This is a genomic window from Paenibacillus sp. J22R160 (assembly GCF_059692135.1).
Genome location: NZ_JCAUAU010000004.1, coordinates 396,670 through 423,104, shown reverse-complemented (window position 1 = coordinate 423,104; position 26,435 = coordinate 396,670). Strand labels below are relative to the sequence as shown.

General features: G+C 45.6%; 32 protein-coding genes and 1 tRNA gene. All 33 read left to right on the top strand.

Annotated elements, in window-relative coordinates:
* Positions 1–5 precede the first annotated feature (5 nt).
* The 33 genes from plsY to hisC all read left to right on the top strand — a co-directional run bounded on the left by plsY (position 6) and on the right by hisC (position 26,412).
* On the top strand, positions 6–614 hold the full coding sequence (gene plsY, locus AC58UW_RS12680) for a glycerol-3-phosphate 1-O-acyltransferase PlsY (RefSeq protein ID WP_497421004.1): 609 nt from the start codon (positions 6–8) through the stop codon (positions 612–614).
* Between the two features lie 54 nt (positions 615–668).
* Complete coding sequence (locus tag AC58UW_RS12675; protein ID WP_497421003.1) at positions 669–1,712, top strand: NAD(P)H-dependent glycerol-3-phosphate dehydrogenase; 1,044 nt, start codon at positions 669–671, stop codon at positions 1,710–1,712.
* Between the two features lie 93 nt (positions 1,713–1,805).
* Positions 1,806–2,072 (top strand): stage VI sporulation protein F, encoded by a 267-nt coding sequence (locus AC58UW_RS12670; RefSeq protein ID WP_127451790.1) that lies wholly within the window; start codon positions 1,806–1,808, stop codon positions 2,070–2,072.
* Positions 2,073–2,173: 101 nt separating this feature from the next.
* The gene (locus tag AC58UW_RS12665) at positions 2,174–2,353 is read left to right on the top strand and encodes a DUF2768 family protein (RefSeq protein WP_497367305.1); all 180 of its coding nucleotides are present in this window, start codon (positions 2,174–2,176) and stop codon (positions 2,351–2,353) included.
* A gap of 18 nt (positions 2,354–2,371) precedes the next feature.
* Complete coding sequence (locus AC58UW_RS12660; RefSeq protein WP_497421002.1) at positions 2,372–2,665, top strand: 2Fe-2S iron-sulfur cluster-binding protein; 294 nt, start codon at positions 2,372–2,374, stop codon at positions 2,663–2,665.
* 18 nt (positions 2,666–2,683) lie between these two features.
* On the top strand, positions 2,684–3,277 hold the full coding sequence (locus AC58UW_RS12655; protein WP_497421001.1) for a nucleotidyltransferase family protein: 594 nt from the start codon (positions 2,684–2,686) through the stop codon (positions 3,275–3,277).
* Positions 3,278–3,312: 35 nt separating this feature from the next.
* On the top strand, positions 3,313–3,666 hold the full coding sequence (locus AC58UW_RS12650) for a 2Fe-2S iron-sulfur cluster-binding protein (RefSeq protein WP_497421000.1): 354 nt from the start codon (positions 3,313–3,315) through the stop codon (positions 3,664–3,666).
* Between the two features lie 25 nt (positions 3,667–3,691).
* Complete coding sequence (locus tag AC58UW_RS12645; RefSeq protein ID WP_497420999.1) at positions 3,692–4,441, top strand: YphF family lipoprotein; 750 nt, start codon at positions 3,692–3,694, stop codon at positions 4,439–4,441.
* A 265-nt stretch (positions 4,442–4,706) separates the two neighbouring features.
* The gene (spoIVA, locus tag AC58UW_RS12640) at positions 4,707–6,185 is read left to right on the top strand and encodes a stage IV sporulation protein A (protein ID WP_090821662.1); all 1,479 of its coding nucleotides are present in this window, start codon (positions 4,707–4,709) and stop codon (positions 6,183–6,185) included.
* Positions 6,186–6,432: 247 nt separating this feature from the next.
* Positions 6,433–6,705, top strand: a complete 273-nt coding sequence (locus tag AC58UW_RS12635; protein WP_145655310.1) for an HU family DNA-binding protein — start codon at positions 6,433–6,435, stop codon at positions 6,703–6,705.
* Between the two features lie 155 nt (positions 6,706–6,860).
* Positions 6,861–6,934: transfer RNA gene (locus AC58UW_RS12630), tRNA-Pro, on the top strand.
* A gap of 104 nt (positions 6,935–7,038) precedes the next feature.
* Complete coding sequence (locus AC58UW_RS12625) at positions 7,039–7,965, top strand: phosphatase PAP2 family protein (RefSeq protein WP_497421199.1); 927 nt, start codon at positions 7,039–7,041, stop codon at positions 7,963–7,965.
* Between the two features lie 67 nt (positions 7,966–8,032).
* The gene (gene mtrB / locus AC58UW_RS12620) at positions 8,033–8,281 is read left to right on the top strand and encodes a trp RNA-binding attenuation protein MtrB (protein WP_497420998.1); all 249 of its coding nucleotides are present in this window, start codon (positions 8,033–8,035) and stop codon (positions 8,279–8,281) included.
* 126 nt (positions 8,282–8,407) lie between these two features.
* Positions 8,408–8,941 carry a hypothetical protein gene (locus AC58UW_RS12615; protein ID WP_497420997.1) on the top strand — a complete coding sequence of 178 codons (534 nt, stop codon included), beginning with the start codon at positions 8,408–8,410 and terminating at the stop codon, positions 8,939–8,941.
* A 97-nt stretch (positions 8,942–9,038) separates the two neighbouring features.
* Complete coding sequence (locus AC58UW_RS12610) at positions 9,039–9,905, top strand: heptaprenyl diphosphate synthase component 1 (protein ID WP_497420996.1); 867 nt, start codon at positions 9,039–9,041, stop codon at positions 9,903–9,905.
* A 19-nt stretch (positions 9,906–9,924) separates the two neighbouring features.
* Positions 9,925–10,674 carry a demethylmenaquinone methyltransferase gene (locus tag AC58UW_RS12605; RefSeq protein ID WP_497421198.1) on the top strand — a complete coding sequence of 250 codons (750 nt, stop codon included), beginning with the start codon at positions 9,925–9,927 and terminating at the stop codon, positions 10,672–10,674.
* Between the two features lie 7 nt (positions 10,675–10,681).
* Positions 10,682–11,557 (top strand): UbiA-like polyprenyltransferase, encoded by an 876-nt coding sequence (locus AC58UW_RS12600; RefSeq protein WP_497420995.1) that lies wholly within the window; start codon positions 10,682–10,684, stop codon positions 11,555–11,557.
* Entirely contained in the window at positions 11,554–12,156 is a 603-nt protein-coding gene (locus AC58UW_RS12595; protein WP_497420994.1) for a UbiX family flavin prenyltransferase, read from the top strand. Before AC58UW_RS12600 ends, AC58UW_RS12595 begins: the two co-directional genes overlap by 4 nt.
* A complete protein-coding gene (locus AC58UW_RS12590) occupies positions 12,149–13,012 on the top strand; it encodes a menaquinone biosynthesis protein (protein ID WP_497420993.1) in 864 nt (287 codons plus the stop codon). The genes AC58UW_RS12595 and AC58UW_RS12590 overlap by 8 nt, the downstream gene beginning before the upstream one ends.
* Complete coding sequence (locus AC58UW_RS12585; protein WP_497420992.1) at positions 13,009–13,986, top strand: polyprenyl synthetase family protein; 978 nt, start codon at positions 13,009–13,011, stop codon at positions 13,984–13,986. Before AC58UW_RS12590 ends, AC58UW_RS12585 begins: the two co-directional genes overlap by 4 nt.
* Positions 13,987–14,160: 174 nt before the next feature.
* The gene (ndk, locus tag AC58UW_RS12580) at positions 14,161–14,604 is read left to right on the top strand and encodes a nucleoside-diphosphate kinase (protein ID WP_497420991.1); all 444 of its coding nucleotides are present in this window, start codon (positions 14,161–14,163) and stop codon (positions 14,602–14,604) included.
* A 127-nt stretch (positions 14,605–14,731) separates the two neighbouring features.
* Entirely contained in the window at positions 14,732–15,517 is a 786-nt protein-coding gene (locus tag AC58UW_RS12575) for a CheR family methyltransferase (protein ID WP_497420990.1), read from the top strand.
* A gap of 95 nt (positions 15,518–15,612) precedes the next feature.
* On the top strand, positions 15,613–15,777 hold the full coding sequence (locus tag AC58UW_RS12570; RefSeq protein ID WP_202556524.1) for a hypothetical protein: 165 nt from the start codon (positions 15,613–15,615) through the stop codon (positions 15,775–15,777).
* Positions 15,778–16,017: 240 nt separating this feature from the next.
* The gene (gene aroC, locus AC58UW_RS12565; RefSeq protein ID WP_497420989.1) at positions 16,018–17,181 is read left to right on the top strand and encodes a chorismate synthase; all 1,164 of its coding nucleotides are present in this window, start codon (positions 16,018–16,020) and stop codon (positions 17,179–17,181) included.
* Between the two features lies 1 nt (position 17,182).
* The gene (gene aroB, locus AC58UW_RS12560) at positions 17,183–18,292 is read left to right on the top strand and encodes a 3-dehydroquinate synthase (protein ID WP_497420988.1); all 1,110 of its coding nucleotides are present in this window, start codon (positions 17,183–17,185) and stop codon (positions 18,290–18,292) included.
* Entirely contained in the window at positions 18,282–18,668 is a 387-nt protein-coding gene (aroH, locus tag AC58UW_RS12555; protein ID WP_497420987.1) for a chorismate mutase, read from the top strand. The genes aroB and aroH overlap by 11 nt, the downstream gene beginning before the upstream one ends.
* A gap of 289 nt (positions 18,669–18,957) precedes the next feature.
* A complete protein-coding gene (gene trpE, locus AC58UW_RS12550; protein WP_497420986.1) occupies positions 18,958–20,505 on the top strand; it encodes an anthranilate synthase component I in 1,548 nt (515 codons plus the stop codon).
* A 27-nt stretch (positions 20,506–20,532) separates the two neighbouring features.
* Positions 20,533–21,573, top strand: coding sequence for an anthranilate phosphoribosyltransferase (trpD, locus tag AC58UW_RS12545; protein ID WP_497420985.1), 1,041 nt, complete (start codon positions 20,533–20,535; stop codon positions 21,571–21,573).
* On the top strand, positions 21,563–22,369 hold the full coding sequence (gene trpC, locus AC58UW_RS12540; RefSeq protein WP_497420984.1) for an indole-3-glycerol phosphate synthase TrpC: 807 nt from the start codon (positions 21,563–21,565) through the stop codon (positions 22,367–22,369). The genes trpD and trpC overlap by 11 nt, the downstream gene beginning before the upstream one ends.
* Positions 22,370–22,384: 15 nt before the next feature.
* Entirely contained in the window at positions 22,385–23,083 is a 699-nt protein-coding gene (locus AC58UW_RS12535; RefSeq protein ID WP_497420983.1) for a phosphoribosylanthranilate isomerase, read from the top strand.
* Positions 23,080–24,276, top strand: a complete 1,197-nt coding sequence (trpB, locus tag AC58UW_RS12530; protein WP_497420982.1) for a tryptophan synthase subunit beta — start codon at positions 23,080–23,082, stop codon at positions 24,274–24,276. The genes AC58UW_RS12535 and trpB overlap by 4 nt, the downstream gene beginning before the upstream one ends.
* Before the next feature lie 3 nt (positions 24,277–24,279).
* Positions 24,280–25,089 carry a tryptophan synthase subunit alpha gene (gene trpA, locus AC58UW_RS12525; protein ID WP_497420981.1) on the top strand — a complete coding sequence of 270 codons (810 nt, stop codon included), beginning with the start codon at positions 24,280–24,282 and terminating at the stop codon, positions 25,087–25,089.
* Positions 25,090–25,311: 222 nt separating this feature from the next.
* Positions 25,312–26,412, top strand: coding sequence for a histidinol-phosphate transaminase (gene hisC, locus AC58UW_RS12520; RefSeq protein ID WP_497420980.1), 1,101 nt, complete (start codon positions 25,312–25,314; stop codon positions 26,410–26,412).
* Positions 26,413–26,435: the final 23 nt, after the last annotated feature.

Here is a 26,435-nt window from a genome sequence, read left to right as displayed (position 1 = left end):
GCAGCTTGCTTTTAATTTCCATAATAACAATCGTAGCAGGTTATCTATTAGGGGCTATAAGCTTTAGTTATTTATTTGGAAAATGGTTTAAAGGCATCGATATCCGCAAACATGGTAGCGGCAATGCGGGCGCAACCAATACACTTCGCGTATTGGGCAAGGGCCCAGCGATCATGGTACTGATCTTGGACGGTTTGAAGGGAGTTGCTGCCGTTTGCCTTGGCATTTGGGCAGCTCCCGGACCCGATGAGATGTGGGTTCGCGTATTGTGTGGACTTGCTGCCATCGTTGGACACAACTGGCCTGTGTATTATGGGTTCCGCGGCGGCAAAGGTATCGCCACTACAATCGGCGTAATGGCAACGCTTTGCTTCATTCCTACGTTAATTGCAGGATTAACGGCTATCGTTATTATTGCCATAACCCGATTCGTATCGCTAGGTTCCCTGATTCTAACCGCACTTTTACCTTTTCTTATTTGGGGAATGGATCGACCAACGCCAGTTTTATGGATTAGTATACTGCTGTGCGCTTTTGCCTTTTTGCGCCATCGTACCAATATTGTGAAGCTTGTTCAGGGTAAAGAGAATAAGTTGGGCCAGAGAAGAGCATAGTCTAGGCGTATATCACTTAAGTATTCCAATGCATAACGTTTAGGAGGGGTAACCATGTCAAACAAAGTATCGGTTCTGGTAGCAGGCAGCTGGGGAACGGCGCTTGCCACGGTACTGGCGGATAATGGACATCAGGTGCTGTTATGGTCTCGTAACTCGGAGCAAGTCCAAGAGATCAACGAACACAACCGGAATAGCCGTTTTCTTCAAGATGTGGAATTATCACCGCTTATCGTAGCGACAAATTCGTTGCAGGAAGCGGTCGAAGGGGCAGATGCGATCATTATGGTCGTCCCTTCATCCGGAATGCGTGAGGTTGCATCCAACATGCGTCCCTTTTTGAAAAGAGATGCTTTGCTAATCCACGCGACCAAAGGATTTGAAACAGGATCCCTCAAACGCATGACCGAGGTATTGGCAGATGAACTACCTGAAACCAATCCGAATCGGCTTGTTGTGCTTTCCGGTCCCAGTCATGCAGAAGAAGTCGTTCGGAAATGCCCGACGACTGTCGTTGTTGCAGCACAGGATCTAGAGGCGGCTGAAGCCGCGCAGGATTTAATGATTAACGCCTATTTCCGCGTCTATACGAATCCTGATGTTGCAGGTGTAGAAGTTGGCGGGGCGCTCAAGAACATCATCGCTCTGGGTGCAGGGCTGACAGATGGCTTAGGTTTTGGTGATAATGCCAAAGCTGCACTTATGACTAGAGGATTAGCCGAAATTGCTCGCTTAGGCACCACGATGGGGGCTAACCCGCTAACGTTTGCCGGATTAGCTGGAATCGGAGATTTGATCGTGACTTGTACGAGTCAACACAGCCGAAATTGGCGCGCCGGAAATAAACTCGCGAAGGGGACTCCTCTGGATGAGGTGCTTCAAGAGATGGGAATGGTCGTCGAGGGCGTGAAGACAACGAAAGCTGCATACGAGTTATCTCGCAGATATGATGTGACAATGCCTATTACCGATGAGCTGTATAAGGTACTTTTCGAAGGGAAATCGCCACAGTTAGCCGCTCAGGACCTTATGGGACGTGTTAGAACGCATGAAATCGAAGAAGTGGCTACGGACGTCATTACAAATGTATGGAAGTAGCCTACACCACATACATCTCGCACTCATACTATACCGTATAAGTATTTAGTTCTTATCAGGTATAGGGAGGCGGCACATTTGGCAAATAAAGATATGTCTAAGGACGTATTGAACGTGGTGAAGAAGAAAACGGGGAAATCCGTTTCACCTAAAGATATCGAGAGAATTGCAAGCGGTGTGAAACCTTCAACACTTCAAAGTGAGACACAGCTGCGTCAGTTGATCAAACAAGTCTCTGGTCTTGTAAATGTTAAAGTATCCGAAGAGACGATCAATGATATCATTCAAGCAGTGAAAAGCTCTAAGCTCGATAGCAACAACATGCAGCAGCTTATGAACATGATGATGGGTAAAAAATAAAAAGCATGAAGGGGAGCTTGCTGCCCTTTATGCTTTTTTTCTCATCCTATGCTATACTTACTGGTGATAATTTTAAAGATTATACATAAGGAGTTAAAAATATGTCAAGTTTGGACAAAATGTGGGCGTCTTTTGTAGCCATTGGTCTAATGGTGGTGGCGTCATTATTAATTTCGTACGCAAGAACGCGTACACAAGGATGGATTCGTGTCGTTCTTTCGACGGTTGCTTTTATTTTATTTATTCCGATTTTACTCTATATGCTGCTATCATTGTTCTAACTTGGAGGCGATACATACATGCTGGAATTAAAAACGCGCAAAACGCAAAAAACGATGGAGCCGGAAATTGGTTTAAGCATTTTGGATCATGCGCTCAAAAATGATGTGGAATGGGGCTTCTCGTGTACACGAGGTACGTGCGCCAGATGCCGCTGTTATGTCGCTGTTGGGCGTGAACTGCTTTCACTGCCTTCCGATGCCGAAGAGAGTCGACTGGAGCCCGAGGAAATCGAACAGGGGTATCGACTTGCTTGTCAATGCATGATTAAGCAAGCAGGCGCTATTTCCGTTACACATAAACCATATTTCTAAAATTTCTGCCTGAAAGGTGTGGGCATCTTGGTCCTGCTGGAACCGTTAGTACCAACGATTACGACCATTCATACACAATTATTGCAAGCACCTAGCGTACGATGGCTCATCGGTGGCAGCTGTGGACTGCTTATGCAAAACGTAGACATTGGAAGAAATCCAAGAGATCTGGATATCTATGTGGATATGAACGATGTATCCGCCATTCATACTTCTCTTCAAGAGTTTTCGGTTGATACACCAGTCTATAGTCAAACAGGCATATATGCCTCGATACTCAGCCACTATCAGATTCATGAAGATGCGGTTGAAGTGGTAGGGGATTTCAAGGTTCAAGCACTTGATTCCTTCTATCAAGTAGAGGTGGCATACTTATGGGAGGACCATTGTCATACGGCTGTGATTGGCAATCAGGAAGTGAAGGTTATGCCTTTAGCTCATGAACTTCTCTTCAATCTATTGCGAAATCGGCCTGATCGCTATGAGGCTATCTATAAAGAGATGGTTGCTGCTCCAGAACTGCACATGCCGACATTAAATGCGTTATTGCAAAGAAATAGTTGGGGACTAGCATTTGAGAAAAGGCTTGGGGAAATGCTAGACTCGCGCTAAAGCTTGGGAAGTTGACAGATAAGTAGGTGGACCTGATGAGTGGGTTTGACGTGCATTTTTGGCCAGACGACAAGAAAATAAGTGTTCGGGCAGGCACAACTTTACTGGATGCCGGACGGAAGGCTAAGGTTCATATTCGCACGCGCTGCGGAGCCAAAGCCGCTTGTCTGATGTGCAAAGTGAAGGTGAATGACGCTAGCAGCAAGGGGCTTGCCCCTATGAATGTGAATGAACGGTTGAAGCTTGGATCACAAGCGGAGGAAGGCTACCGCCTTGCCTGCCAGGCTCGTGTGATTGGCCCTGTGCAGGTGACAATTCCAGAGGACCCTCTAAAGGCCGCTATACGTGCTCAGCTTGCTAGACAAGCTGAAGAGGATGATTTATTTTAGAGAACGAAGATAGGATGATGGATGCGTGAAAAAAGCTCAAGGCGTTGTATATAGCAGATGGATAGGTATTATCCTGAGTTTGGTTCTGTTGTTAAGTGGATGCGCTTATCCAAAGGAACTACGTAAGGAGAATCAAATTAACCCTGCGGAATTTATTACCGTCGTTCAGCAAGCCGTTGATCATTTCCACGAGAAAAGCGGTGTTCTGCCTATAAAAAATAGTGATATGACGACGCCGCTCTATGAGAAGTATGTCATTGATTTTGCGAAATTGAAAAAGTCAAACTATTTAAGCACCGTACCGGCGAACGCTTTTGAAAGCGGGGGAATTTTCATCTATGTGCTTGTAGATGCGGAGACGAAACCGACTGTGAAATTGATGGATCTATCGGCTTACCAAAGCGTGGAAGATGTCCAAAAGAAGATAAATGATTATAAAGCAAGTCATGATGGGAAATTACCTGCTGGAATTGCTATCAATGAAGCGTTCGAATACGTGGATTTCAATAACTTGGGGATGAAAGCCCCAGAAATCAAGTCGGTGTACAACCGCCAGAACCTCGTAACCTACTTGGTGAATAAGCAAACGGGTGAGGTGGCTATCGATTATGCCATGGATCTTATGAAGTTTATTCAAGATCAGGGATTAGCCAACTCCCTAAAACCGGATCAGGATTTGCGAGAGATTCTCGTGAACAAATCTTACTTCGTGCCTATTCGCAGTTTTGAATATCGCTGGCAGAATAATCAGCCACTTCCTCAAGTGACGTCATAAATAGAGGTACCTCTTACAGTAATCTGTAAGAGGTTTTTTTCATTTTTCAGAATATCGCCGTCGTTGCAATCATATATTTTTTCAATGTGGTGAGGAAAGTCCTATATGTGCTTCATAAAATATGAGCGGTAAAAAAAGATATGGCACATCTATCATATTTCTATCGAAAGTACATATATTTCTTACTAGTCCAAATGAATGTACGAGTAGTCAATTGTTAACGTCTCGAAAGTCAGTTGACGACCAAACTGTAGGAGGGATTCTCTTGGAGAAAGTGGATATCTTTAAGGACATTGCAGAACGAACGGGAGGGGACATTTACCTGGGGGTTGTTGGAGCAGTCCGTACAGGAAAATCAACCTTTATTAAGCGTTTTGTGGAATCTGTAGTGCTGCCGAACATTCAAAGCGAAGCGGATAGGATCCGGGCTACCGATGAACTCCCGCAGAGCGCTGCTGGCCGCACGATTATGACAACGGAGCCAAAGTTCGTGCCGAATACGGCTGTCCAAATTTCCGTGGCCGAAGGCCTGAATGTGAATGTGCGCCTTGTTGATTGTGTAGGTTATGCAGTTGATGGCGCCAAAGGCTATGAAGACGAAAACGGACCGCGAATGATCAACACACCTTGGTTCGATGAACCGATTCCATTCCAGGAAGCGGCAGAAATCGGAACTCGCAAGGTGATTCAGGAGCACTCAACATTAGGTGTTGTGGTGACAACCGATGGCACAATCTCGGATATCCCACGGTCATCCTATGTGCTGGCAGAAGAAAGAGTGATTAATGAGCTGAAAGAAGTGGGCAAACCTTTCATCGTCATCATTAACTCTCAGAAGCCGAACAGCGAACCAGCGCTTGAGCTGCGCAGCGAGCTGCAAAGCCGTTATGATGTACCTGTCGTAACGATGAGCGTAGCTAGTGCAGGCGAAGAAGAAATGGTCTCTGTCCTGCGTGAAGTGCTCTACGAGTTCCCTGTTCATGAAGTGAACGTGAATTTGCCAAGCTGGGTCATGGTTCTAGACGAGAATCATTGGCTGCGTACTCAATTCGAAAATTCCGTACGTGATACGGTTCAAGATATTAGACGCTTGCGCGACGTGGATCGTGTCGTCAGCCAGTTTGCTGAATACGAATTTATTGACAAAGCGGCTCTCGCTGGACTCAATATGGGGCAAGGTGTAGCCGAGATTGATCTCTTTGCGCCAGATGAGCTCTATGATCGTATCTTGGTGGAAGTGGTCGGTGTTGAAATTCGCGGCAAAGATCACCTTCTGCAATTGATGCAGGACTTCACGCATGCCAAAAGAGAGTACGATCAATTCGCAGAGGCGCTGGAGATGGTCAAAACAACAGGTTATGGCATCGCACCACCTACGCTCGCAGAGATGGCTCTCGATGAGCCGGAATTGATCCGTCAAGGCTCTAGATTCGGTGTTCGTTTACGGGCAACGGCTCCGTCGATTCATATGATTCGGGTGGATGTCGAGTCTGAATTCTCGCCGATTATTGGAACCGAGAAGCAAAGTGAAGAGCTCGTCCGCTACTTGATGCAGGATTTTGAAGATAACCCGCTCAAAATCTGGGAGTCCGATATTTTTGGAAGATCCCTGCATTCCATTGTGCGTGAAGGCATCCAAGGGAAGCTTGCTCAAATGCCGGACAACGCGCGGTACAAACTGCAAGAAACACTTGGACGTATTATTAATGAAGGATCTGGCGGCTTAATTGCCATAATTTTGTAAGAAAGTAGACAAAAAAACACTCGCAAGAGTGTTTTTTGTCGTTTTATAGCAAAATTACCCACATAAAATGGAAAACGATACTTGAAATTGATGTCGTAGTATATTACTATGAATTTATTCGTCTGCTTTCGATGTTCATTTTTACTAAGAAAATCAACGTTTTTTCAAGGAATCATGTATATTTTCTGACGAAACGGTGAAAACAGGAAGTAACGGAAGTAAGAAATCTTGGGGGGAGGTGAATGGCATGAATAAATCTGAATTGATTAACAAGGTTGCTGAAACCTCTGAGCTTTCCAAGAAAGATGCAACGAAAGCAGTTGATGCTGTTTTTGAAGCAATTTCCGAAGCGCTGCAAGGCGGGGATAAAGTACAATTAGTTGGGTTTGGTAACTTTGAAGTTCGTGAACGTTCCGCTCGTAAAGGACGTAATCCACAGACTGGTGATGAAATCGAAATCCCAGCAAGCAAAATTCCAGCTTTCAAACCTGGTAAAGCACTTAAGGATGGCATTCAATAATTGCGTATTACATACTATTGAACGTTATATAACAACAAGGCCGTGACCGCATTTTGCTGTCACGGTTTTATACTTTTATAGGCAGAAAATGCCTTTACAATTCGAAAATCTACTACTATAATTACAAAGTGAATAAGTAAGCTTTGGGCTACAGACGGGGTATGGCGCAGCCTGGTAGCGCGCACCCTTGGGGTGGGTGAGGTCGCACGTTCGAATCGTGTTACTCCGATTATGAAAAAGACATCGAAAGTCCGATGTCTTTTTCTCTTGAAGAGGCTTGTTCCGGGTTATAAGGACTTCTTAGATGATTTAGGGGGAACAGTCTTGAATAAGGTGAAACTCAGCGAACTTGTCAAGTCTCAAGATTGGACAATGTTCGGTATTATTGCTTCGATTTATTTGGTTTGGCGAATTGGCGTGGTTGGGAACTGGAGTAAAGAATGTTGGATCTTGCTGTTAGTTTGCTTGTTAGGCGTTCGTAAAGATCAAATCGATATGGATTGGAGGCGATTTTTTCTTTTCGGCATACCGTTGCTAGGCGTATTTTATTATTTTTATGGATCCGGTAACGGATTTTGGTGGAAAATCGCCAATTGGATGTTTGAAAACAACCGCCATCCCTGGCACTGGGATGATTATATGAATGCGATTCCCCTGAACACTGGAGGATGGGCGAGATGGATTGCCACTCCTTTTCTGGATAAAGCCATGGTTTGGATTTATAATTACGGCTTCGTTTTATCCTTATGGATTTGTATTGTGAGAAGCTTTTGGACACGCAGTATTAAGAAAATGCTTTCGTATGCCTTATCCGGTCACATGCTGCAATTTCCGCTAATTTTACCCTTCTACAACCTTATTTTGCTGCACGAGGTGTGGTATGTGAATAAGCAGCCGGATTTACTAGGTCGGGTATTTGCAGATCAAAACTCATTGCTTGTAGCCGTGATGAACTGTTTTCCGAGTATGCACACATCGATTTCATTTGCCATGCTTCTTCTGGCCTTACGAGAAAAGGATCGTATTTTCAAAACGATGATGGTGACTTACTGCGCTTCAATCATTTTCTCAACCCTGTATTTGCAAATTCATTGGTTAATTGATGTATTTGCAGGTATGTTATTTGCATATGGAACAGTCAAATTATCGGATTTCTTAATTCGATTAGGTTCTACTCGTGTGCTGCCAGCCAGATTCAAGAAATTTTACCGCAATGACTTGCAAACGACTTCGAAGGAAGTTTCAATCAAGGCTAGTTGACTTCATGATGCTTTTTTTGGCATCATTAGGTAAGGACATGAAGGGAAGGTAAGAACGGAGGATGGGAATGGACGACACGAACAAAAACAATCAACCGAATACAAACGGCAATGAATATTTTGTTATTAAAGCTAAAGACAACGGTGTTCATGTAATTGGATTAACACGCGGTCAGGATACACGCTTTCATCATACGGAGAAACTGGACAAGGGTGAGGTTATGATTGCCCAATTTACAGAGCACACCTCCGCTGTCAAAGTCAGAGGTAAAGCGCTCATTATTACGAAGTACGGCACCGTGGATACCGAAGAATAATTTATTATTGATAAAGCAGGCATAGCCTGCTTTTTTTCTTTGTACAATGGTGTATAGAGCTTGTAACAGAAGCAACTTTTCTAGTCCGATTTGCTCTTGCTGAATAGCTAGGGGGTGCAATATGATATGAGATGGTCGATGCGCATCGTTATGACGTTAGCGGTATCTATTGTCATAGTCGTTTGTTTGTCTTTACTTCCCAAAATGGACAGTTCGATGGGTTTAAGCTCACCTTACCGCTGGCCAAGCAACCGAGTTGGGCAGGTCACGGACAACAATTTACCGGATTTACTCGTTCAAGTGCCCCTGCAAATGCGGATTCGCAAAGTCGAGTTGACGAACGCCCGTATGTCACTTGATTTGAGTTTGCCTAAAAATGCAGATTCAGCAGCTGTCTACCGGGATTTATACACGATCGCTCAGACGATGTTAATGAAAACAAAAAATGTGAATCAAGTCTGGGTTCGGGTCATTGATTATTCCAATGTGTCTGATAATGCATCAACGCAGCTTGTCCTCGCCATGGTTGCCGAGCGTGAATCTGGGAAGGATATGGAGAAGAGCGCAAATGAGCTGAGCCTCATCCAACTTGAACAGGAATTACAGAATCGGTTTCGGATTACGTACACTTCGAAATGGCAGCAAAGATATCCCTTATAATTAATTGTGCTTCTGTTAACGTGTTATGATATAATGATTTGAATTGAAACTTGACCAACATTAATGAGATTTGGCACACGGTTACGGAGGCTTTTGCATGAATTCTTATCGGATCCCAGAGATCGCCAAGCAGTACACGGAGTATGATATGATCCAAATTCACACAGACTTGCCCGATTTCCCGGAGCTGCGCACGCGTCTGTTGTTTGCATTCTTGAACGGAAATAGTAAATTGAGTTCCTCTAGTGAGTTGTATACGCTAGCAACATCGCTTGTGCAGCTTGCTCTCGACACCCATGAATTGGTTGCGGCTTCGAATGACATCAAAGAGAAAAAAGCCGCAAGATCCAGACAGCTAAAGGTTCTTGCTGGGGATTATTTCAGTTCTCGCTTCTATCATCTCCTTGCCGGTGCCGGCCAAATTGACATGATTAAGCAATTGTCGAATGCCATTTGTGATGTCAACAGGTTAAAGATGAATACGTACATGAAAATGAAGCAATTGAAATTATCGGCAGAAGATTACATTCACCAAACGGTGGAGATTAAATCTCAGCTTTTTTTGTCATTCTCGGAATTCATGTCTGAGGTGTATGACCAAACATGGCCGGAGATTTTGAGAAGCTATACGAAGTGTGAAGTGCTTTTTGAAGAAATTTTCCGACTTGAATCTGTTGCGGATTTCAAGGGCAGCTGGGGATTCTGGCACATTTTGCAGCATGGTACTAAGGATGAGCGGAAGCAGCTTCAAACCGAGGAATCGGATCAAGCCAAAGTCCGTACGCTCATGCACAAATATCATATAACTTCGCAACTGTATCAAATGCTGGATTCTCAGACTAAGCTGCTACAAGCCAAAGTAAAGCAGCTTGAATCGGACAAACTAATAAGTGAACTGTTTCACATAGGAGAGCCGTTCCTGCGATTTTTAGCCAAGCAGCCCAAAGTGCTGGAAGAAATTTGAGGTGACCTGACAGATGAATATGACAAAATCAAAAACCCCCGTTAAAAACTCGAAAACCAAAGAAGAATTCGTACACTCCGTCTTCGAGAGCATTGCGCCAAAGTATGATTTAATGAACAATATTTTAAGCTTCAACCGGCACAAAGCATGGCGTAAATTTACGATGAAGAAGATGAATGTTCAGCCTGGTGAGACAGCGATTGATTTATGCTGCGGTACTTGTGACTGGACCATCTCACTTGCTAAGGCAAGCGGCACCGGTAAGATGGTGGGGCTTGATTTCAGCCAAAATATGCTGGATTATGGGGCTGAGAAAATTAAACAGCTTCACTTGGACAAGCAGATTGAGTTAATTCAAGGCAATGCGATGAGTCTTCCATTTGACGATAACACGTTTGATTATGCAACGATCGGATTTGCCCTCCGTAATGTACCCGATTTGGAGCAAGTCATTCGTGAAATGCAGCGTGTCGTTAAGCCAGGAGGGCTAGTTGTGTCTCTAGAATTGTCTAAACCGACATGGCAGCCGTTTAAGTCCATCTATTATTTTTATTTCCAACGCGTCCTGCCTTTCTTAGGTAAGATGATTGCTCAGAAGTATGAGCAGTACAAATGGCTGCCGGAATCATTAATTCATTTTCCCGACCACAAACAACTAGCAGCCATATTTACAAACCTAGGATTAAAGAGTGTACAGGCTTACCCGTTAACAGGCGGGGTTGCGGCCTTGCATATTGGCACCAAGGGGAATACGAAATCAGGAGAGTAATGCGCATATGTTTACTAAACTAAAAATCTTTCTGGAAATGATTAAATTTGAACACAGTGTATTTGCACTGCCTTTTGCATTCATGGGAGCAATTCTGGGTTCCGTAGTATTAACTGGACATTTGCCAAGCTGGGCTCAAATTGGCTGGATTACACTAGCGATGGTTGGAGCAAGAACCGCTGCGATGGCATTAAATCGTGTGATTGATAAAGCGATTGATAAGAAAAATCCGCGCACCGAGAATCGCGCAATACCCGCTGGCTTAATTTCCATTCCGCAAGTCATTATTTATATTATTATTTCTTTTGCATTGCTTTTCTGGGCAACTTCCAATCTAAGTTCGCTATCGATGAAACTGCTGCCTATCGCAGTATTTTTTCTTGTCTTTTACTCTTATACCAAAAGATTTACTTGGACATGTCACTTTGTGCTTGGTTTGACTTTAGGCTTGGCACCGCTTGGCGGCTGGATTGCAGTAACGGGTCAATTCACATGGGCATCCCTCGTGTTTTATTTAACGGTAGTCTGCTGGAGCGCTGGATTTGATCTCATCTATGCCTGTCAGGATGCCGAATTTGACCGTAACGAAGGACTTTATTCGTTGCCGAGCCGCTTTGGCATCAAGGCAGCACTGAACACAGCCCGCATCCTGCATGTACTGACAGCGGTTGGTCTAGTTACTTTATTTTTCATCACACATTTAAGCTGGTTTTATTTAGTAGGTCTTGTCATCGCGTATTTTATTCTGTACAAAGAACACAGACTTGTTTCACCACAGGATTTATCCAAACTGAATACGGCCTTTTTTACAATGAACGGTGTGCTTAGTCTTGTGATGTTTGCTTTTACACTGCTTGATGTGCTTGTGAGAGAGTACCTATGAGTAGCGGCAATTGGGTGGTAGGAATTACTGGTGCCAGCGGTGCTATATATGGCGTTCGGCTGTGTCAGGTCATGCTGGATCAAGGCTTGCATGTGCATTTGATCATCACTGAGGCTGGCTGGAGAGTTCTCCATGATGAGCTAGACTGGCAAGTGAGCAGGCGCAAAGAAATGCTGCAAGATCATTTTGGCGGCCGTGCTGGCTCGTTCGAGCACCATCCGATTGCTGATATTGGAGCAACCGTTGCCAGCGGATCCTTTCGAACAAAAGGGATGGTTGTCATCCCTTGCTCGATGGGCACGTTATCCGGCATCGCGCATGGCTCATCCGATAATTTGTTAGAGCGGACAGCAGATGTCATGCTGAAAGAAGGAAGAAAATTAATTCTGGTTCCAAGGGAAACGCCATTGCATGCCATACACTTGGAAAACATGCTGACCTTGTCTAGAATGGGCGTACGCATGCTCCCGGCAATGCCAGCCTTTTATAATCGTCCAAGCTCCATAGAGGAGATGGTGGATTTTTTGGTAGGCAAAGTGCTGGATAGCATGGACATTGAGCATTCCTTGTACCGAAGATGGGGTGATAACCATGAGTAGCTCTGATCCAAAAATTCGTATTGGCCGTATCAATTATACAAACGTTTGGCCGATTTATTACTATTTTCCTGAACTTATGAACACGTCAGAGGTTGATATTATTGAGCAGGTTCCGACCTCGCTGAATAAAGCTATGGCTGCCGGTGACATTGATATGGGGCCAATTTCCTCCTTTGCTTATGGAGAGTCTTTTGAGAATTATTTGTTGTATCCTGATCTTTCTGTTAGTGCGTATGGTGAAGTCAATTCCATCCTGCTGTTCCATGAGAAGCCGCTCCGCGAGATTGCGAACGGGCATATTTTGCTGCCTACAACCTCGGCGACATCGGTAAATTTGCTCAAGATCATACTGGAGAAATTCTACGAGGGGAAACCCACTTATGAATATGCAACTCCGAATGTCGAGCAGATGATGGCGCTTGGGGATGGAGCATTGCTCATCGGAGATGATGCGATCAAAGAGAGTTGGCGCAATAAAACGTATATGATTACGGATCTTGGGCAAGAATGGGCGAAATGGACAGGACAATGGATTTCGTTTGCCGTATGGGCGATACGCAAGGAGACGGCAGAACGGTATCCGAAGCTTGTGTCAGAAGTTTTTAATGCATTTATGGCAAGCAAAGCGAAAGCACACAGTAATCCGGAAGAAATGATTACCGAGGCGCAGGCTTCCGTTGGCGGTACGGCTTCCTATTGGCATCATTATTTTCATACGTTATGTTATGATTTTGGTCCGGAACAGTGGGAAGGACTTGCTTCCTATTACAAGTATTGTTATGAGCTTGGTTTCCTGCCGAAGCCGGTAAATATCGCTTTATGGTCTGAGAATAAAGTGGCACGGGTGACAGAATGAAAAATTTAATGGATATTTATTCAAGAAAGAAAAAAGATATAGCTGCTATTGAAAAAGCACTCGAGGAAAGCGTATATTCCGATCACGCTATGCTGAGAGAAACTTCGAGTCATTTATTGAAAGCCGGCGGGAAACGAATTCGTCCCGTTTTTGTACTGCTTTCCGGTGAATTTGGGCACTACCAATTAGAAACGATGAAGCGCGTGGCGGTGCCACTCGAGCTCATTCATATGGCTTCGCTCGTTCACGATGATGTCATTGATGATGCGAATACAAGACGTGGGCAATTAACGGTCCGATCCAAGTGGGATAATCGGATTGCTATGTATACAGGAGATTATATTTTTGCTAAGGCGTTAGGTGTTATCACTCAAATCCACAAGCCAGCTGTGCATCAGATCTTGTCTAAGGCGATTGTGGAAATGTCTATTGGTGAGATGGAACAAATTCGGTTCTTTTTTCACTCTGAGCAAACGATTCGGGACTATTTATTGAGAATTAGACGTAAAACGGCTCTTCTTATCGCTATTTCCTGTCAATTAGGGGCAATGGCTGCGGGAGCACCAGATTGGATTAGCAATAAATTATATGGATTTGGTTATAACGTGGGTATGACTTTCCAAATTAGGGATGATATCCTAGATCTAATCGGGACCGAGAAGCAGATCGGGAAGCCGCCAGGCTCCGATGTGAAGCAAGGCAATATTACCATTCCTGTCCTGTTTGCCATGCAGGACCCTGCACTTAAACCTCTAATCATGGCTGAATTAGATCGCATACATAAATTAGATGGACAAACGGACGTTAGCCGGTTCTTGGAAATAATCCGTCAAAGTGATGGCATAGCCATGGCAGATACGCTGTCACAGAAATATATTGATAAGGCGATTGCTTCCTTGGATAAGCTGCCGAACGGGCAAGCTAAGAAAGATTTGATTGAGGTTGCGCATTTCATCGGCAATCGATCGTACTAAGGTCACTTTGTAATTTGAGAAAAGCTGCCAGAAAGTGTAAACTAAGAAGGAATACATAAGATTTAACCCTTTTGGGCGTATAGGCCTACGATGGAAGTCAGTTTTCTAACGAAAACTCAGTAGATGCTTACGAAGCAAGTTTTCTAAAGAAAACGCTAAGGAGGATATCGTTACATGGACAAAACATTCTTGATGGTGAAACCAGATGGCGTACAGCGCGGCCTAATCGGTGAAATTGTAAAGCGCTTCGAACAGAAAGGCTTTCAATTAATTGGCTGCAAATTGACGATGGTATCGAGAGAACAAGCCGCGTTTCATTATGCCGAGCACGAAGGTAAAGATTTCTATGAAAGACTCGTTAATTTCATCACGTCCGGGCCTGTCTTCGCGATGGTGTGGCAGGGGGATCAAGTTATTCCTTTATCACGTACGTTGATTGGAAAAACGAATTCACTGGATGCGGCGCCAGGTACGATCCGTGGCGATTATGCGGTACATACGAATTTTAATCTCATTCATGGCTCTGATTCACCAGAAAGCGCTGAACGTGAGATCGGCAATTTCTTTAAAGCGGACGAGCTCCATGAATATACGAAAGTCATTCAGCAGTGGATTTAGCTTTTCGAAACTCTAAGAACCTGTCATCTTACCGGATGCAGGTTCTTTTTTGTCGCGCTTTGAAGGATTTTGGCGAGGAATGAAAGAATGTATGTTATTTAGACAATGACCAAGGTGGGTGGGCAGCATGGAAGAAGATCAGGATTTCTTGTTATTTATAAAAAAAGTAAAAGAACATACGTCCATTGATCTTGCACTTTATAAAGAGGCACAAATGAAAAGACGTCTGACAACACTTCGAATGAAACGTGGTTATCAAACGTTTACCTCCTTTTTTGATGCCATGATGAAAAATAAAGAGCTCTTTTATGAATTTCTGGATCGGATGACTATTAATGTTTCGGAGTTTTGGCGGAACCCGAATCGGTGGGAACTGGTGGAAAAAAGGTTCATTCCTGAGATGCTCAAAAAGAATCGTCGGTTGAAGGTTTGGAGCGCGGCCTGTTCTACTGGAGAGGAGCCTTACACCTTAGCAATGATCCTGGCGGAGCAAGGGGCATTGAGCGAGGTTCATTTACTTGCAACGGATATCGATGAAGGCGCCCTGGATAAGGCGCGTAAAGCGGTCTACCTCGACCGTTCCTTGCGAGATGTCCCTGAGAAGTATGTCGGGAAATATTTTCGGCAAGAACAACTGATGTATCATGTGTCAGATGCGCTGAAAAAGCCGATTAAGTTTCAGAAGCAGAACCTGCTTGTCGATACGTTTGATACTGGATTTGATTTGATTGTATGCCGAAATGTGATCATCTACTTTACCGAAGAGGCGAAGCATGTGTTATATCAGAAATTTTCAAAAGCATTGAAGCCAGGGGGACTACTGTTCGTAGGGTCGACAGAGCAGATTTTTTCTCCAGGGCAATATGACTTAGAGCCGGCAGATACTTTCTTTTATCGAAAAAAGGGCGTATAAGATCTTCCATATATTCCAATACTAAGATGTAGCAAAACTCAGTGAACGTTAATGAGTACAGTACATAAAACTGATGCAACTCTTAGGGGGCTCTTATGGACAAACGCAAAGTGATAACCGCTTATCGCAGGGGAATGATCTCCATTCAGGAATGTGCACAAATTTTGGGAGTAGATTCGTCGCAAATCATGGGTTTGATGAATGACCCGCAATTGGCAGAACTTCCAAGAGTTGTCCAGAAGCAGCCTATGCACGGGTAACCTTTGCTCCTGAGCAGATGTTAACACGCTTGCGTTTAAGGGAATAGCCCTTACATGCGAAGCGTGTTTTTGCGTTTGTGCTGTTGCCAAACCTGAGTACCTATACTATAATGACTAAAAGATAATCGCGCGTCAAAGCGCTAAAGCGTTTGAAACAATTTCAAGTTGAAACGGAAGAAACTTCACCTTGACAGCACTTATAAAGCGAATGCTTTACCAAATTATAGGGGGTAACGGATTGTGAGATATTTATCGGCTGGCGAAACACATGGACCGCAGCTTACTGCGATTATTGAAGGGTTCCCAAGTAATGTAACCCTTAACTTTGAGGATTTGAATTTTCAATTACATAGACGTCAGAAAGGTTATGGCCGTGGTCGTCGGATGCAAATTGAGAAAGATACCGCTACGATTGCTGGCGGTGTACGTCATGGCAAAACAACTGGAGCTCCAATTGCCCTAGTTGTTGTCAACAATGATTGGAAACATTGGACAACCGTAATGGGGATCGAACCGGTCGAAACGGATAACGAAGGCAAACGCCGCGTGAACCGTCCTCGTCCTGGACATGCCGATCTTAACGGCGGTCTCAAATATAATCAAAAAGATTTGCGTAACATTTTGGAGCGCTCAAGTGCTCGCGAAACGACCATGCGCGTAGCGACTGGGGCCGTAGCACGCCAATTGTTGGCAGAGTTCGGAATCAAGGTTGCCGGACAAGTGATTCGAATCGGGGATGTGGAAGCACAGCGTCAAGAGCTTCCTCTTGATGAACTGATTGCAATTACAGAGGAATCACCTGTACGTGTAGTTGATAAAGATGCAGAAGCCAAAATGATCGCGGCTATCGACGCTGCCAAAGAGGATGGCGACACACTCGGCGGTATCGTAGAAGTTATTATTGAAGGCGTGCCGGTAGGACTTGGCAGCCACGTACAATGGGATCGCAAATTGGATGGTAAAATTGCGCAAGCAGTTCTTTCCATTCAAGCATTCAAAGGCGTGGAGTTCGGAATTGGGTTTGAGGCTGCAGAGCGCAGAGGTTCGAATGTTCATGATGAAATTTTATATACCGAAGAAGATGGGTTTAGACGGAAAACGAATCGCGCAGGCGGTTTCGAAGGCGGGATGACGACTGGCGAGCAAATCATCGTTCGCGGTGTCATGAAACCAATCTCGACACTCTACAAACCGCTGCAAAGCGTTGATATTGATACGAAGGAAGTATTCACAGCGCAGGTTGAGCGTTCCGATACTTGCGCAGTTCCAGCTGCAGGCGTCATTATGGAGAATGTCATTGCATGGGAAGTTGCGAATGCCTTCTTGGATAAATTCGGCGGGGACTCCATTGAGGAGATTCGTGCGAATTTAAACAACTTCTTGAAGCAAGTGGAGAGCTACTGATATGAGAGAGCTCACGGTAGAGCTTGGCGAACGTTCTTATCCGATCTACATTGGCCAAGGCGTCCTGAACGATATCACAGCTTTGTTCGACCGCGCGAAACTCAGCCACAAGTCACCTCTGCTCGTTGTCACAGACAGCGAGGTGGCTCCGCTGCACCTGGAGCGCGTCATGGCGCTGCTCCGCGAAGGCGGCTTCGCCGCAACGGCCTGCGTCGTTCCCGCAGGCGAAACATCCAAATCCCTCGCGCAGCTCGAGGGAATTGTGACCTCCGCCCTCCAGGCGGGCCTTGATCGCAGTTCTGCGATCGTTGCCCTTGGAGGAGGCGTCGTTGGCGATCTCGCCGGCTTCGCGGCGGCGAGCTTCATGCGCGGGATCCGCTTCGTGCAGATCCCGACGACGATCCTTGCCCACGACAGCTCTGTCGGCGGCAAGGTAGCCGTAAACCATCCGATGGCGAAGAACATCATCGGGGCGTTCCACCAGCCCGAGCTCGTTCTCTTCGACATCGACTTGCTTCTGACCTTGCCGCCGCGCCAGGTGAAGGCGGGCCTCTCTGAAGTGATCAAGCATGGCTTGATCTGGGATGCTGCGTTCACGCAGTGGTGTGACGACAATGCGGAGAAGCTATTGTCTCTTGATCCAGAAGCGCTCAGTTATGCGCTCTATATTGGCTGTAAAGTGAAATCTATCGTTGTCTCTCAAGATGAACGTGAGAACGATTTGCGTGCAATTTTAAATTTGGGGCATACGATTGGTCATGCTTTGGAAGCTGTGGCTGGTTATGGCGAGCTGCTGCATGGGGAAGCGATCTCCATCGGCATGGTAGGGGCAGCTAAGCTTGCAGAGCAGTTTGGATACTCCGAGGAGATCCATGAAGTAACCAAGGGCTTGTTCCTGAAATACGGACTGCCTGTCAACATTCCGCCTCATTTGGACACGGATAGCATTATGAGTGCGATGATGCACGATAAGAAATTCAAAGAAGGCACAATGGTCTACATTATTCCTATGGAGATTGGTAAAGTTGAAATCCGCAAGGATGTTACAGTGGAACAAGTCAGACAAATTGTCGAGCTTCTAAAAGGGGAGAGGATAGCCGATGTTCTGTAGGGGAATTCGTGGCGCAACGACAGTTCAACACAATGAAGCGGAAGAAATTCTAACCGCTACTGGAGAGCTGCTTCGCGACATCGTAGAGGCGAATGATTTTCGCCCAGAGGATATTTGTTCGGTTTTTATTACAGTGACAGAAGACATTACAGCTACGTTCCCTGCAAGGGCCATTCGTACAATGGTTGGTTGGGAACTGGTGCCGCTAATGTGCTCATTAGAAGTTCCGGTTGAAAATTCATTGCCTAAATGTATCCGACTTATGGTTCAAGTGAACACAACGAAGAGCCAATCGGAAATCAATCATATTTATTTGAAAGAAGCAAAAGCACTTCGCCCTGATATTGTTAAATTGACAAATGAAGCTGCACGGTAGTATAGTGTAGTTAGATGAGATTAGGTAAGTAGAGCAGAGTTTAGTTGAGTAGAGCAGAGCCCAGATGAGATGAGAGAGATAACTTAGGATTGTATGAAGATGGACACGACTCATTCGGAGGCGTCTGTTTCGTCATACATTCAACGTTTATTTTTCATATTCTTCTTAATCTTCTACATTTAACTAAAAGCCAGCCTCTACTTCGGTAGAGGCTTTTTTGTTATTCAATTAGAGTTTGGAGCACCTCGCATGACGACGGAAGGCTCACAAGCTGAGAGGGGATGTTACCATGTATACACCTGAAATTCAAGAAGTGATTCGACTATCCAAAGACTATAACCTCATTCCTGTGGTACGTCATCTATTAGCCGATACAGAAACCCCGATTCGTGTTTTTCAGCACTTGTACCAAGAGAAGCGTGCGTTCCTGTTAGAAAGCGTGGAGGGCGGCGTGAAATGGGCTCGATATTCCTTCATTGGAAGCGATCCTTTCCTGATGATTAAGGCGAAGCATGGGAAGACGGCCGTTGAAACACAAACCGATCACAAGGTTACAGATGAGAAACCAATCGATGTGTTGAAGGCTTACCTAAGATCCTACTCCAGTCCTCAGCTTGCGGATCTTCCGCGGTTCACGGGTGGAGCTGTCGGATTCTTTGGATACGATCTTCTGCAATACTATGAGAAGCTGCCTGCTCATCAAATTGATGATCTGCAAATGAACGACATTCAATTCATGTTCTGTGATCAAGTTATCGTTTTCGACCATTTTAAACAGCAGATTAAAGTGATTGCTAACGTGCATGTGCAGCCTTTTGCAACCGATGCAGATATCGCTAAGGCGTATCAAGCCACCTGCGAGAAAATCGATGCAACGATCGAGAAGATTAAGCGACCGCTCGGTACGGAAACGATGACTCATAATCCGATTGTCATGGAACCGGATTTAGGTGACATTCGCTCGAATATCACGAAGGAAAAGTACATTGCCAACGTGAATAAAGCGAAGGAATACATTCGTGCCGGAGATATTTTCCAGGTTGTGCTTTCACAGCGCTTTGAGATGGAAACAACCGTCTCACCGTTACAGGTGTATCGGGTTCTTCGTACAATGAATCCATCCCCCTACATGTATGTGCTCAAAATGGATGATGAAGTCGTCGTTGGCACATCACCGGAATTGCTTGTAAGGGTTGAGGAGGAAAAAGTCGAAACGCGCCCAATCGCTGGAACAAGGCCTCGAGGTAAGACGCCGGAAGAAGATTTAGCCCTTGAAAAGGAACTGCTAGCGGATGAGAAAGAGCGTGCGGAGCACTTGATGTTAGTTGATTTAGGCCGTAATGACATTGGTCGCGTATCGGAGTTTGGAACGGTGAAGTGTGATACGTTCATGGATGTTGAGCGCTACTCACACGTTATGCATATCGTTTCCAACGTATCCGGAAAAATTGCGAAAGACAAAGATTTCTTCGATGCTTTTCTTTCCTGCATGCCAGCAGGGACGGTGTCTGGAGCGCCGAAACTGCGAGCTATGGAGATTATCGCTGAGTTGGAGCCAGAGGCGCGCGGAACATACGCAGGAGCTATTGGTTATCTAGGCTTCTCAGGGAACTTGGACACATGTATCACGATTCGTACGATTGTTTTCAAGCATGGCAAAGCCTATGTGCAAGCAGGCGCAGGTATTGTTTGGGACTCCGTACCGGAAAGCGAGTACCAGGAGACGGTGAACAAAGCGACAGCTTTGCTCAAATCGATTCGGATGGCAGAAGCCATGTTCAGCCCAGAGCCTAGACCAGTAAGCGATATTAACAAAGATTACTTTGTTAACTCTTAAGGGAAGAAGTAGAGGAGGATGAATGTTATGAGTGGACTTATTCAGATACAGCAAGCGCTTGGCAAAGTGATTAGCGGCAGCCATCTTTCCCGAGAGGAAGCGCGAGGCGTCATGTCGGAGATAATGGAAGGGGCGGCGTCACCTGCTCAAATCGGTAGTCTGCTGACGGCGCTTCGCATCAAAGGCGAGACATTGGAAGAGATTACAGGTTTCGCTGAATCGATGCGTAACAAGGCGATTCAAGTCAATGTGCTGCAACATGACCTGCTGGACACATGCGGCACAGGCGGTGACGGGGCAGAGACGTTCAATATATCGACAACAGCGGCCATTGTAGCAGCTGCAGGGGGCATTCGTGTAGCCAAGCATGGCAATAGGGCAATGTCGTCCAAAAGCGGCAGCGCGGATGTGCTGGAGGCACTTGGCGTGAAGATTACGCTTAGCAGCGAACAAGCGGCACAATGCTTAGACAAAACGGGCATTTGTTTTATGTTTGCGCAAGCTTATCACCAATCGATGAAGCATGTCGCGGCACCGCGCCGAGAGCTGGGTTTCCGCACGGTATTCAATTTGCTTGGTCCGCTTACGAATCCTGCGGGAGCGGATCGTCAAGTGTTGGGCGTGTTTGATCGCACGAAGACGGAGTTAGTCGCGCAAGCGCTGCAAGCGCTAGGGCTGAAGCGGGCTTTGGTTGTAGCGAGCGAAGATGGATTGGATGAATTCAGCATTTCAGCGCCAACGAAAGTTACGGAGTTGAAAGCAGATCAGATTAGCACTTATACCATTACTCCTGATGATCTTGGCTTACGAGCTCACAGTATCAAGGATGTAGGCGGTGGGGATGCGATACTGAATGCAGAGATAATCCGTCACATTTTTGCTGGCGAGAGAGGGCCTCATCGCGATATCGTGCTTGCGAATGCTGCTGCATGCTTCTACGTGACAGGACATGTTGGAAGCCTTCAGCAAGGCGTTAAATTTGCGGCTGACGTGATCGATTCGGGCCGCGCGGAACAAAAGTTGAACGACTTAATCCATTTCACAGGAGAACTAAGCCATGTTTCTTGATAAAATTGTTGCCACTAAACGAGCTGAAGTTGAAGCAATGAGCAGCTTTTCCATTGCCCAAGCGGAGAAAACTATTTCAGAGATGCCGCCTTGCTTAGGTTTTGAAAAAGCGTTGACGACTCGTAAGAATCGTGCGATGGGTTTGATTGCTGAAGTTAAAAAGGCATCTCCGTCCAAAGGTTTGATCCGCGAGGATTTTGATCCGGTACTGTTGGCAAGTTCCTATCAACATGCAGGTGCTGATTGCATCTCGGTGCTCACGGATGTGGATTATTTCCAAGGAAGCAATGCGTACTTGAAGGCTGTGCGCCAAGCGGTGAGAGTACCTTTGCTGCGTAAAGATTTCACAATCGATCCAAAGCAAATCTATGAAGCACGCTTGATTGGTGCAGATGCAATCTTACTCATTGCTGCCATATTGACCACTGATCAGATGAAGCAGTATCTGTCACTTGCGAGCGATCTTGGCCTGGATGCTTTGGTTGAAGTTCATGACCGTGAAGAGCTGGAGCGCGCGCTTGAATTGGATACCCAATTGATTGGCATCAATAACCGGAACTTGAAGACTTTCGTTACCGATTTGAAAACAACGGAAGAGTTGATTCAATTCATTCCGTCAGGCAAAACCATCGTCAGCGAGAGTGGAATCTCCACGGTTCAAGATATGGCTTATTTGCAGCAAATCGGCTCACAAGCCGTGTTGATCGGTGAACATTTCATGCGTCAGCCTGTTGTGGAGCAAGCGGTTCATGATCTGATGGGTCCTATTGTGAATTCAACGAATCAGATGGCTTAGAAAGAGGCGAATAGGATGACTGCAGGCACGGTTCCAACGGTTAAAATCTGTGGACTTCAAAGCGTTGAAGTGTTAAAATCAATCATACATTTGCCAATTGATCATATCGGATTTGTCTTTGCTCCAAGCAAGCGTCAAGTCAAGCCACACAAGGCTGGGGAGCTTATTTCATACCTGAGAAATGAAGCGGATACTGGTATTTCCGTTCCGCTCACAGTAGGCGTTTTCGTGAATCCGACCAAGGAGCAGCTTACTGAAATAATGGCTGCGGCTCCACTTGATGTCGTTCAATTGCACAGTCAGGAAACTCCGGAATTCTGTAAATGGGTACGTGAACATTTCCAAGTTCAGGTGTTTAAGTCCGTATCCATTTCCAAAACAGAGAATAAGATTCCCTCAAGAGCAGAAGTAGCAGCTCAGTTGGAACCGTATATCGGATCGGTTGATGCTGTATTACTAGATACTTTTGACCCCGTGTACGGGGGAGGCTCTGGGAAAACCTTTGCTTGGGACTGCATTCCCGTTTATCAGGAGTGGGCCCGTTCAGCAGGTGTCAAATTGCTTGTAGCAGGCGGATTGCAGCCTGACAATGTGGATCAATTAGTGGAAGCCTATCGTCCTGACGGCGTGGACGTGTCCAGCGGTGTCGAGACAGATGGTATGAAAGATATTGCGAAAATTACCGCATTTGTGGAAAGGGTGACCGGAAAGTGACGCAAGTACCTGATAAACACGGCAGATTCGGCAAGTTCGGCGGCCGTTACGTACCAGAAACGTTGATGAATGCTTTAACAGAGCTGGAGGAAGCTTATAACCAATATAAAGATGACCCTGAATTTATTGCTGAAGTTCGGTATTTGCAAAAGCAATATTCCGGCAGACCAACTCCGCTATATTATGCAGAACGACTCTCAGAACAACTGGGTGGAGCCAAAATTTACTTAAAACGAGAAGATCTTAATCATACAGGCGCACATAAGATTAATAACACCATCGGACAAGCTGTTCTAGCGAAAAAGATGGGCAAAAAGAAGATCATTGCTGAAACCGGTGCAGGACAGCACGGGGTTGCATCGGCAACGGTCGCTGCTTTGATGGGTTTTGAATGCAAAGTATTCATGGGCGAAGAAGATACTAAGAGACAGCAATTGAACGTTTTTCGTATGAAATTGCTTGGTTCTGAAGTCATTCCGGTAACTTCAGGCACTCGTACACTGAAAGATGCGTGTAATGAAACACTGCGTTATTGGGTTAGTAATGTACAGGATACTTATTATATCCTCGGCTCTGTTACAGGACCACATCCTTATCCAATGATGGTACGTGATTTTCAGCGGATTATCGGCGACGAGTCTCGTGAGCAAATTTTAGAAACTGAAGGCAGATTGCCGGATGCTGTTGTCGCGTGTGTAGGCGGAGGCAGTAACGCGATGGGGATATTTTATCCGTTCGTACAGGATGAAACAGTTAAGCTTATCGGCGTAGAAGCCGCTGGACGCGGTATTCATACCGAAGAGCATGCCGCGACAATGACCAAAGGGTCACCTGGCGTCTTTCAAGGCTCGCTGAGCTACCTGCTGCAGGATGAATATGGGCAAGTGCTGCCGGCTCACTCTATCTCCGCAGGGTTGGATTACCCAGGTATCGGACCAGAGCACTCCTATCTCAAGGATATTGAGCGCGCCACCTATTTTCCAATCACTGACCAAGAAGCCCTTGATGCTCTTCAATTGTTAAGCCGCACAGAAGGCATCATTCCTGCCCTCGAGAGCGCTCATGCGATTGCACATACGGTTAAACTAGCTCCAACGATGTCCAAGGACCAAATTATTGTCGTAAGCCTGTCCGGACGCGGCGATAAAGATGTGGAATCTATTATGAGCTATCTTGGCACAGGGAGGGAATAAGTCATGAACCTGATTGATAAGCGATTTGCTGAGCTTAAAGAGCGGGGGGAAACAGCAATGATTCCTTTCCTGACCATTGGTGATCCTTCAATTGAAGCTTCACTGGAGCTTATTCTTGAAATGGAGCGGGCAGGTGCTGATTTGATTGAGCTCGGTGTTCCGTACTCGGATCCGTTAGCTGACGGTCCTGTGATCCAACGCTCTTCTGAACGTGCACTGCTTCGTAAGATTACAATTTTTGACGTTATTGATGTTGCTCGCGAGGCGCGAAGCAGAGGCTCTAATCTGCCGTTCATTCTATTCACATATTACAACCCTGTTCTGCAGATCGGGTTAGAACGCATTTTCAAAACGATGCAGGAAAATGAAATCAGCGGAATTATCATTCCAGATCTTCCATTAGAAGAAGATAGCGAAACGAGAGCGATTGCAGAATCTTATGGTGTCCATTTGATTCCTTTAGTTGCGCCGACGTCGAATGAACGCGTTAAACGCATCGCAGCAGGAGCTCGCGGATTCGTTTATTGTGTCTCTTCACTAGGTGTAACCGGTGAACGGGCAGAGTTTTTCGGCGGGATTGAGGATTTTCTATCCACCGTTCGAGAAGCGGCGAACGTGCCGATTGTTGTCGGTTTCGGTATTTCCAACAGTGAGCAGGTTCAGCGGTTTGAGAAGCTCTGCGACGGTGTTGTTGTCGGGAGTGCCATTGTCCGCTCGATTGAAAGCGCGCTTCATCATTTCAAAGAAGATGCTGCCCATCCAGAAGGATTACAGCAAATTGGCAGCTTTGTCGGCCAGCTAAAAGGCAAATAATGAAATCCCTCTAGACACTTGTCTAGGGGGATTTTTAAAAATTACCTATTTACTGTTAAGCGTTAAAGCAGTACACTATTATGTGTTGATCTTCGAGACTTTTGTCTCAAATGAGTGGCTAAAGCAATATTCCTTCTACATAAAGGAACCACATTTTACAATGCTACTAGTTTTGTGGGACAATTACAAAATTCGGACAACTAATTGATGAGGTGGCTACCAATGAAACCGAAACAAACGATTGTACATTTGCCGGTCTATCAACCGGGTAAACCTATTGAAGAAGTAAAAAGAGAGCTCGGATTAACGGAAGTGATTAAACTTGCATCCAACGAAAATCCATTTGGCTCCTCGCCAAAAGCAAAAGCAGCTATTGAAGCGGAAATCGCTAACATCAGCTTGTATCCTGACGGGGGAGCTGTTCAGTTGACAGAAGCAGTGGCTGAGCACCTTGGAGTCGCGACGAACCAATTAATTTTCGGTGCAGGTTCCGATGAGGTTATTCTCATGCTGGCACGCGCTTTCCTCGTACAAGGCGACGAAACGGTGATGGCATCTCATACCTTCCCGCAATATAAGCACAACTGTGAGATTGAAGGAGCTGTATCCATCGAGATCCCATTGAAAGATGGCACTCATGACCTGGATGGCATGCTGGCGGCCATTACGGACCGTACGAAGATCGTCTGGATCTGTAATCCGAACAATCCGACCGGCACGATGAATACGGATGCGGAAATTAAAGCATTTTTAGCCAAAGTTCCTGAGCATGTCTTGGTCGTTCTGGATGAGGCGTACTGTGAGTACAATACGACGGGAGAATTCCCAGATAGCATCGAGCTGATTGGCCAGTATCGCAATGTCATTGCACTGCGTACTTTTTCGAAAATATACGGACTGGCTTCCTTGCGAATTGGTTATGGCATTGGGCACCCAGATGTGATCCGATCCATTAATCAAGTTCGTGAGCCGTTCAACACGACTAGGTTTGCTCAAGCTGCTGCTTTAGCGGCGATAAAGGATCAAGACTTCATCGCAAGCTGCCGCGAAGCAAATACAGCAGGTTTGAATTATTTAACGGAGCAGTTTAACGAAATGGGACTACAGGCTTTCCCAGCGCACGGTAACTTCGTTATGGTTAATGTCGGACGTCCAGCGGCAGAAGTATTTAATGGTTTGCTGCGCAGAGGAATTATTATCCGAGGCGGGCATATGCTTGGCTTCCCGACATCCCTTCGAGTTACAATCGGCTCACGTGAACAAAATGAGAAATTCATTGCAGCTTTGCAGCAGGTACTGGCTGAAGTTGCCGTTCAAGCCTAATACAAATTAAAGGTTGATCTCTT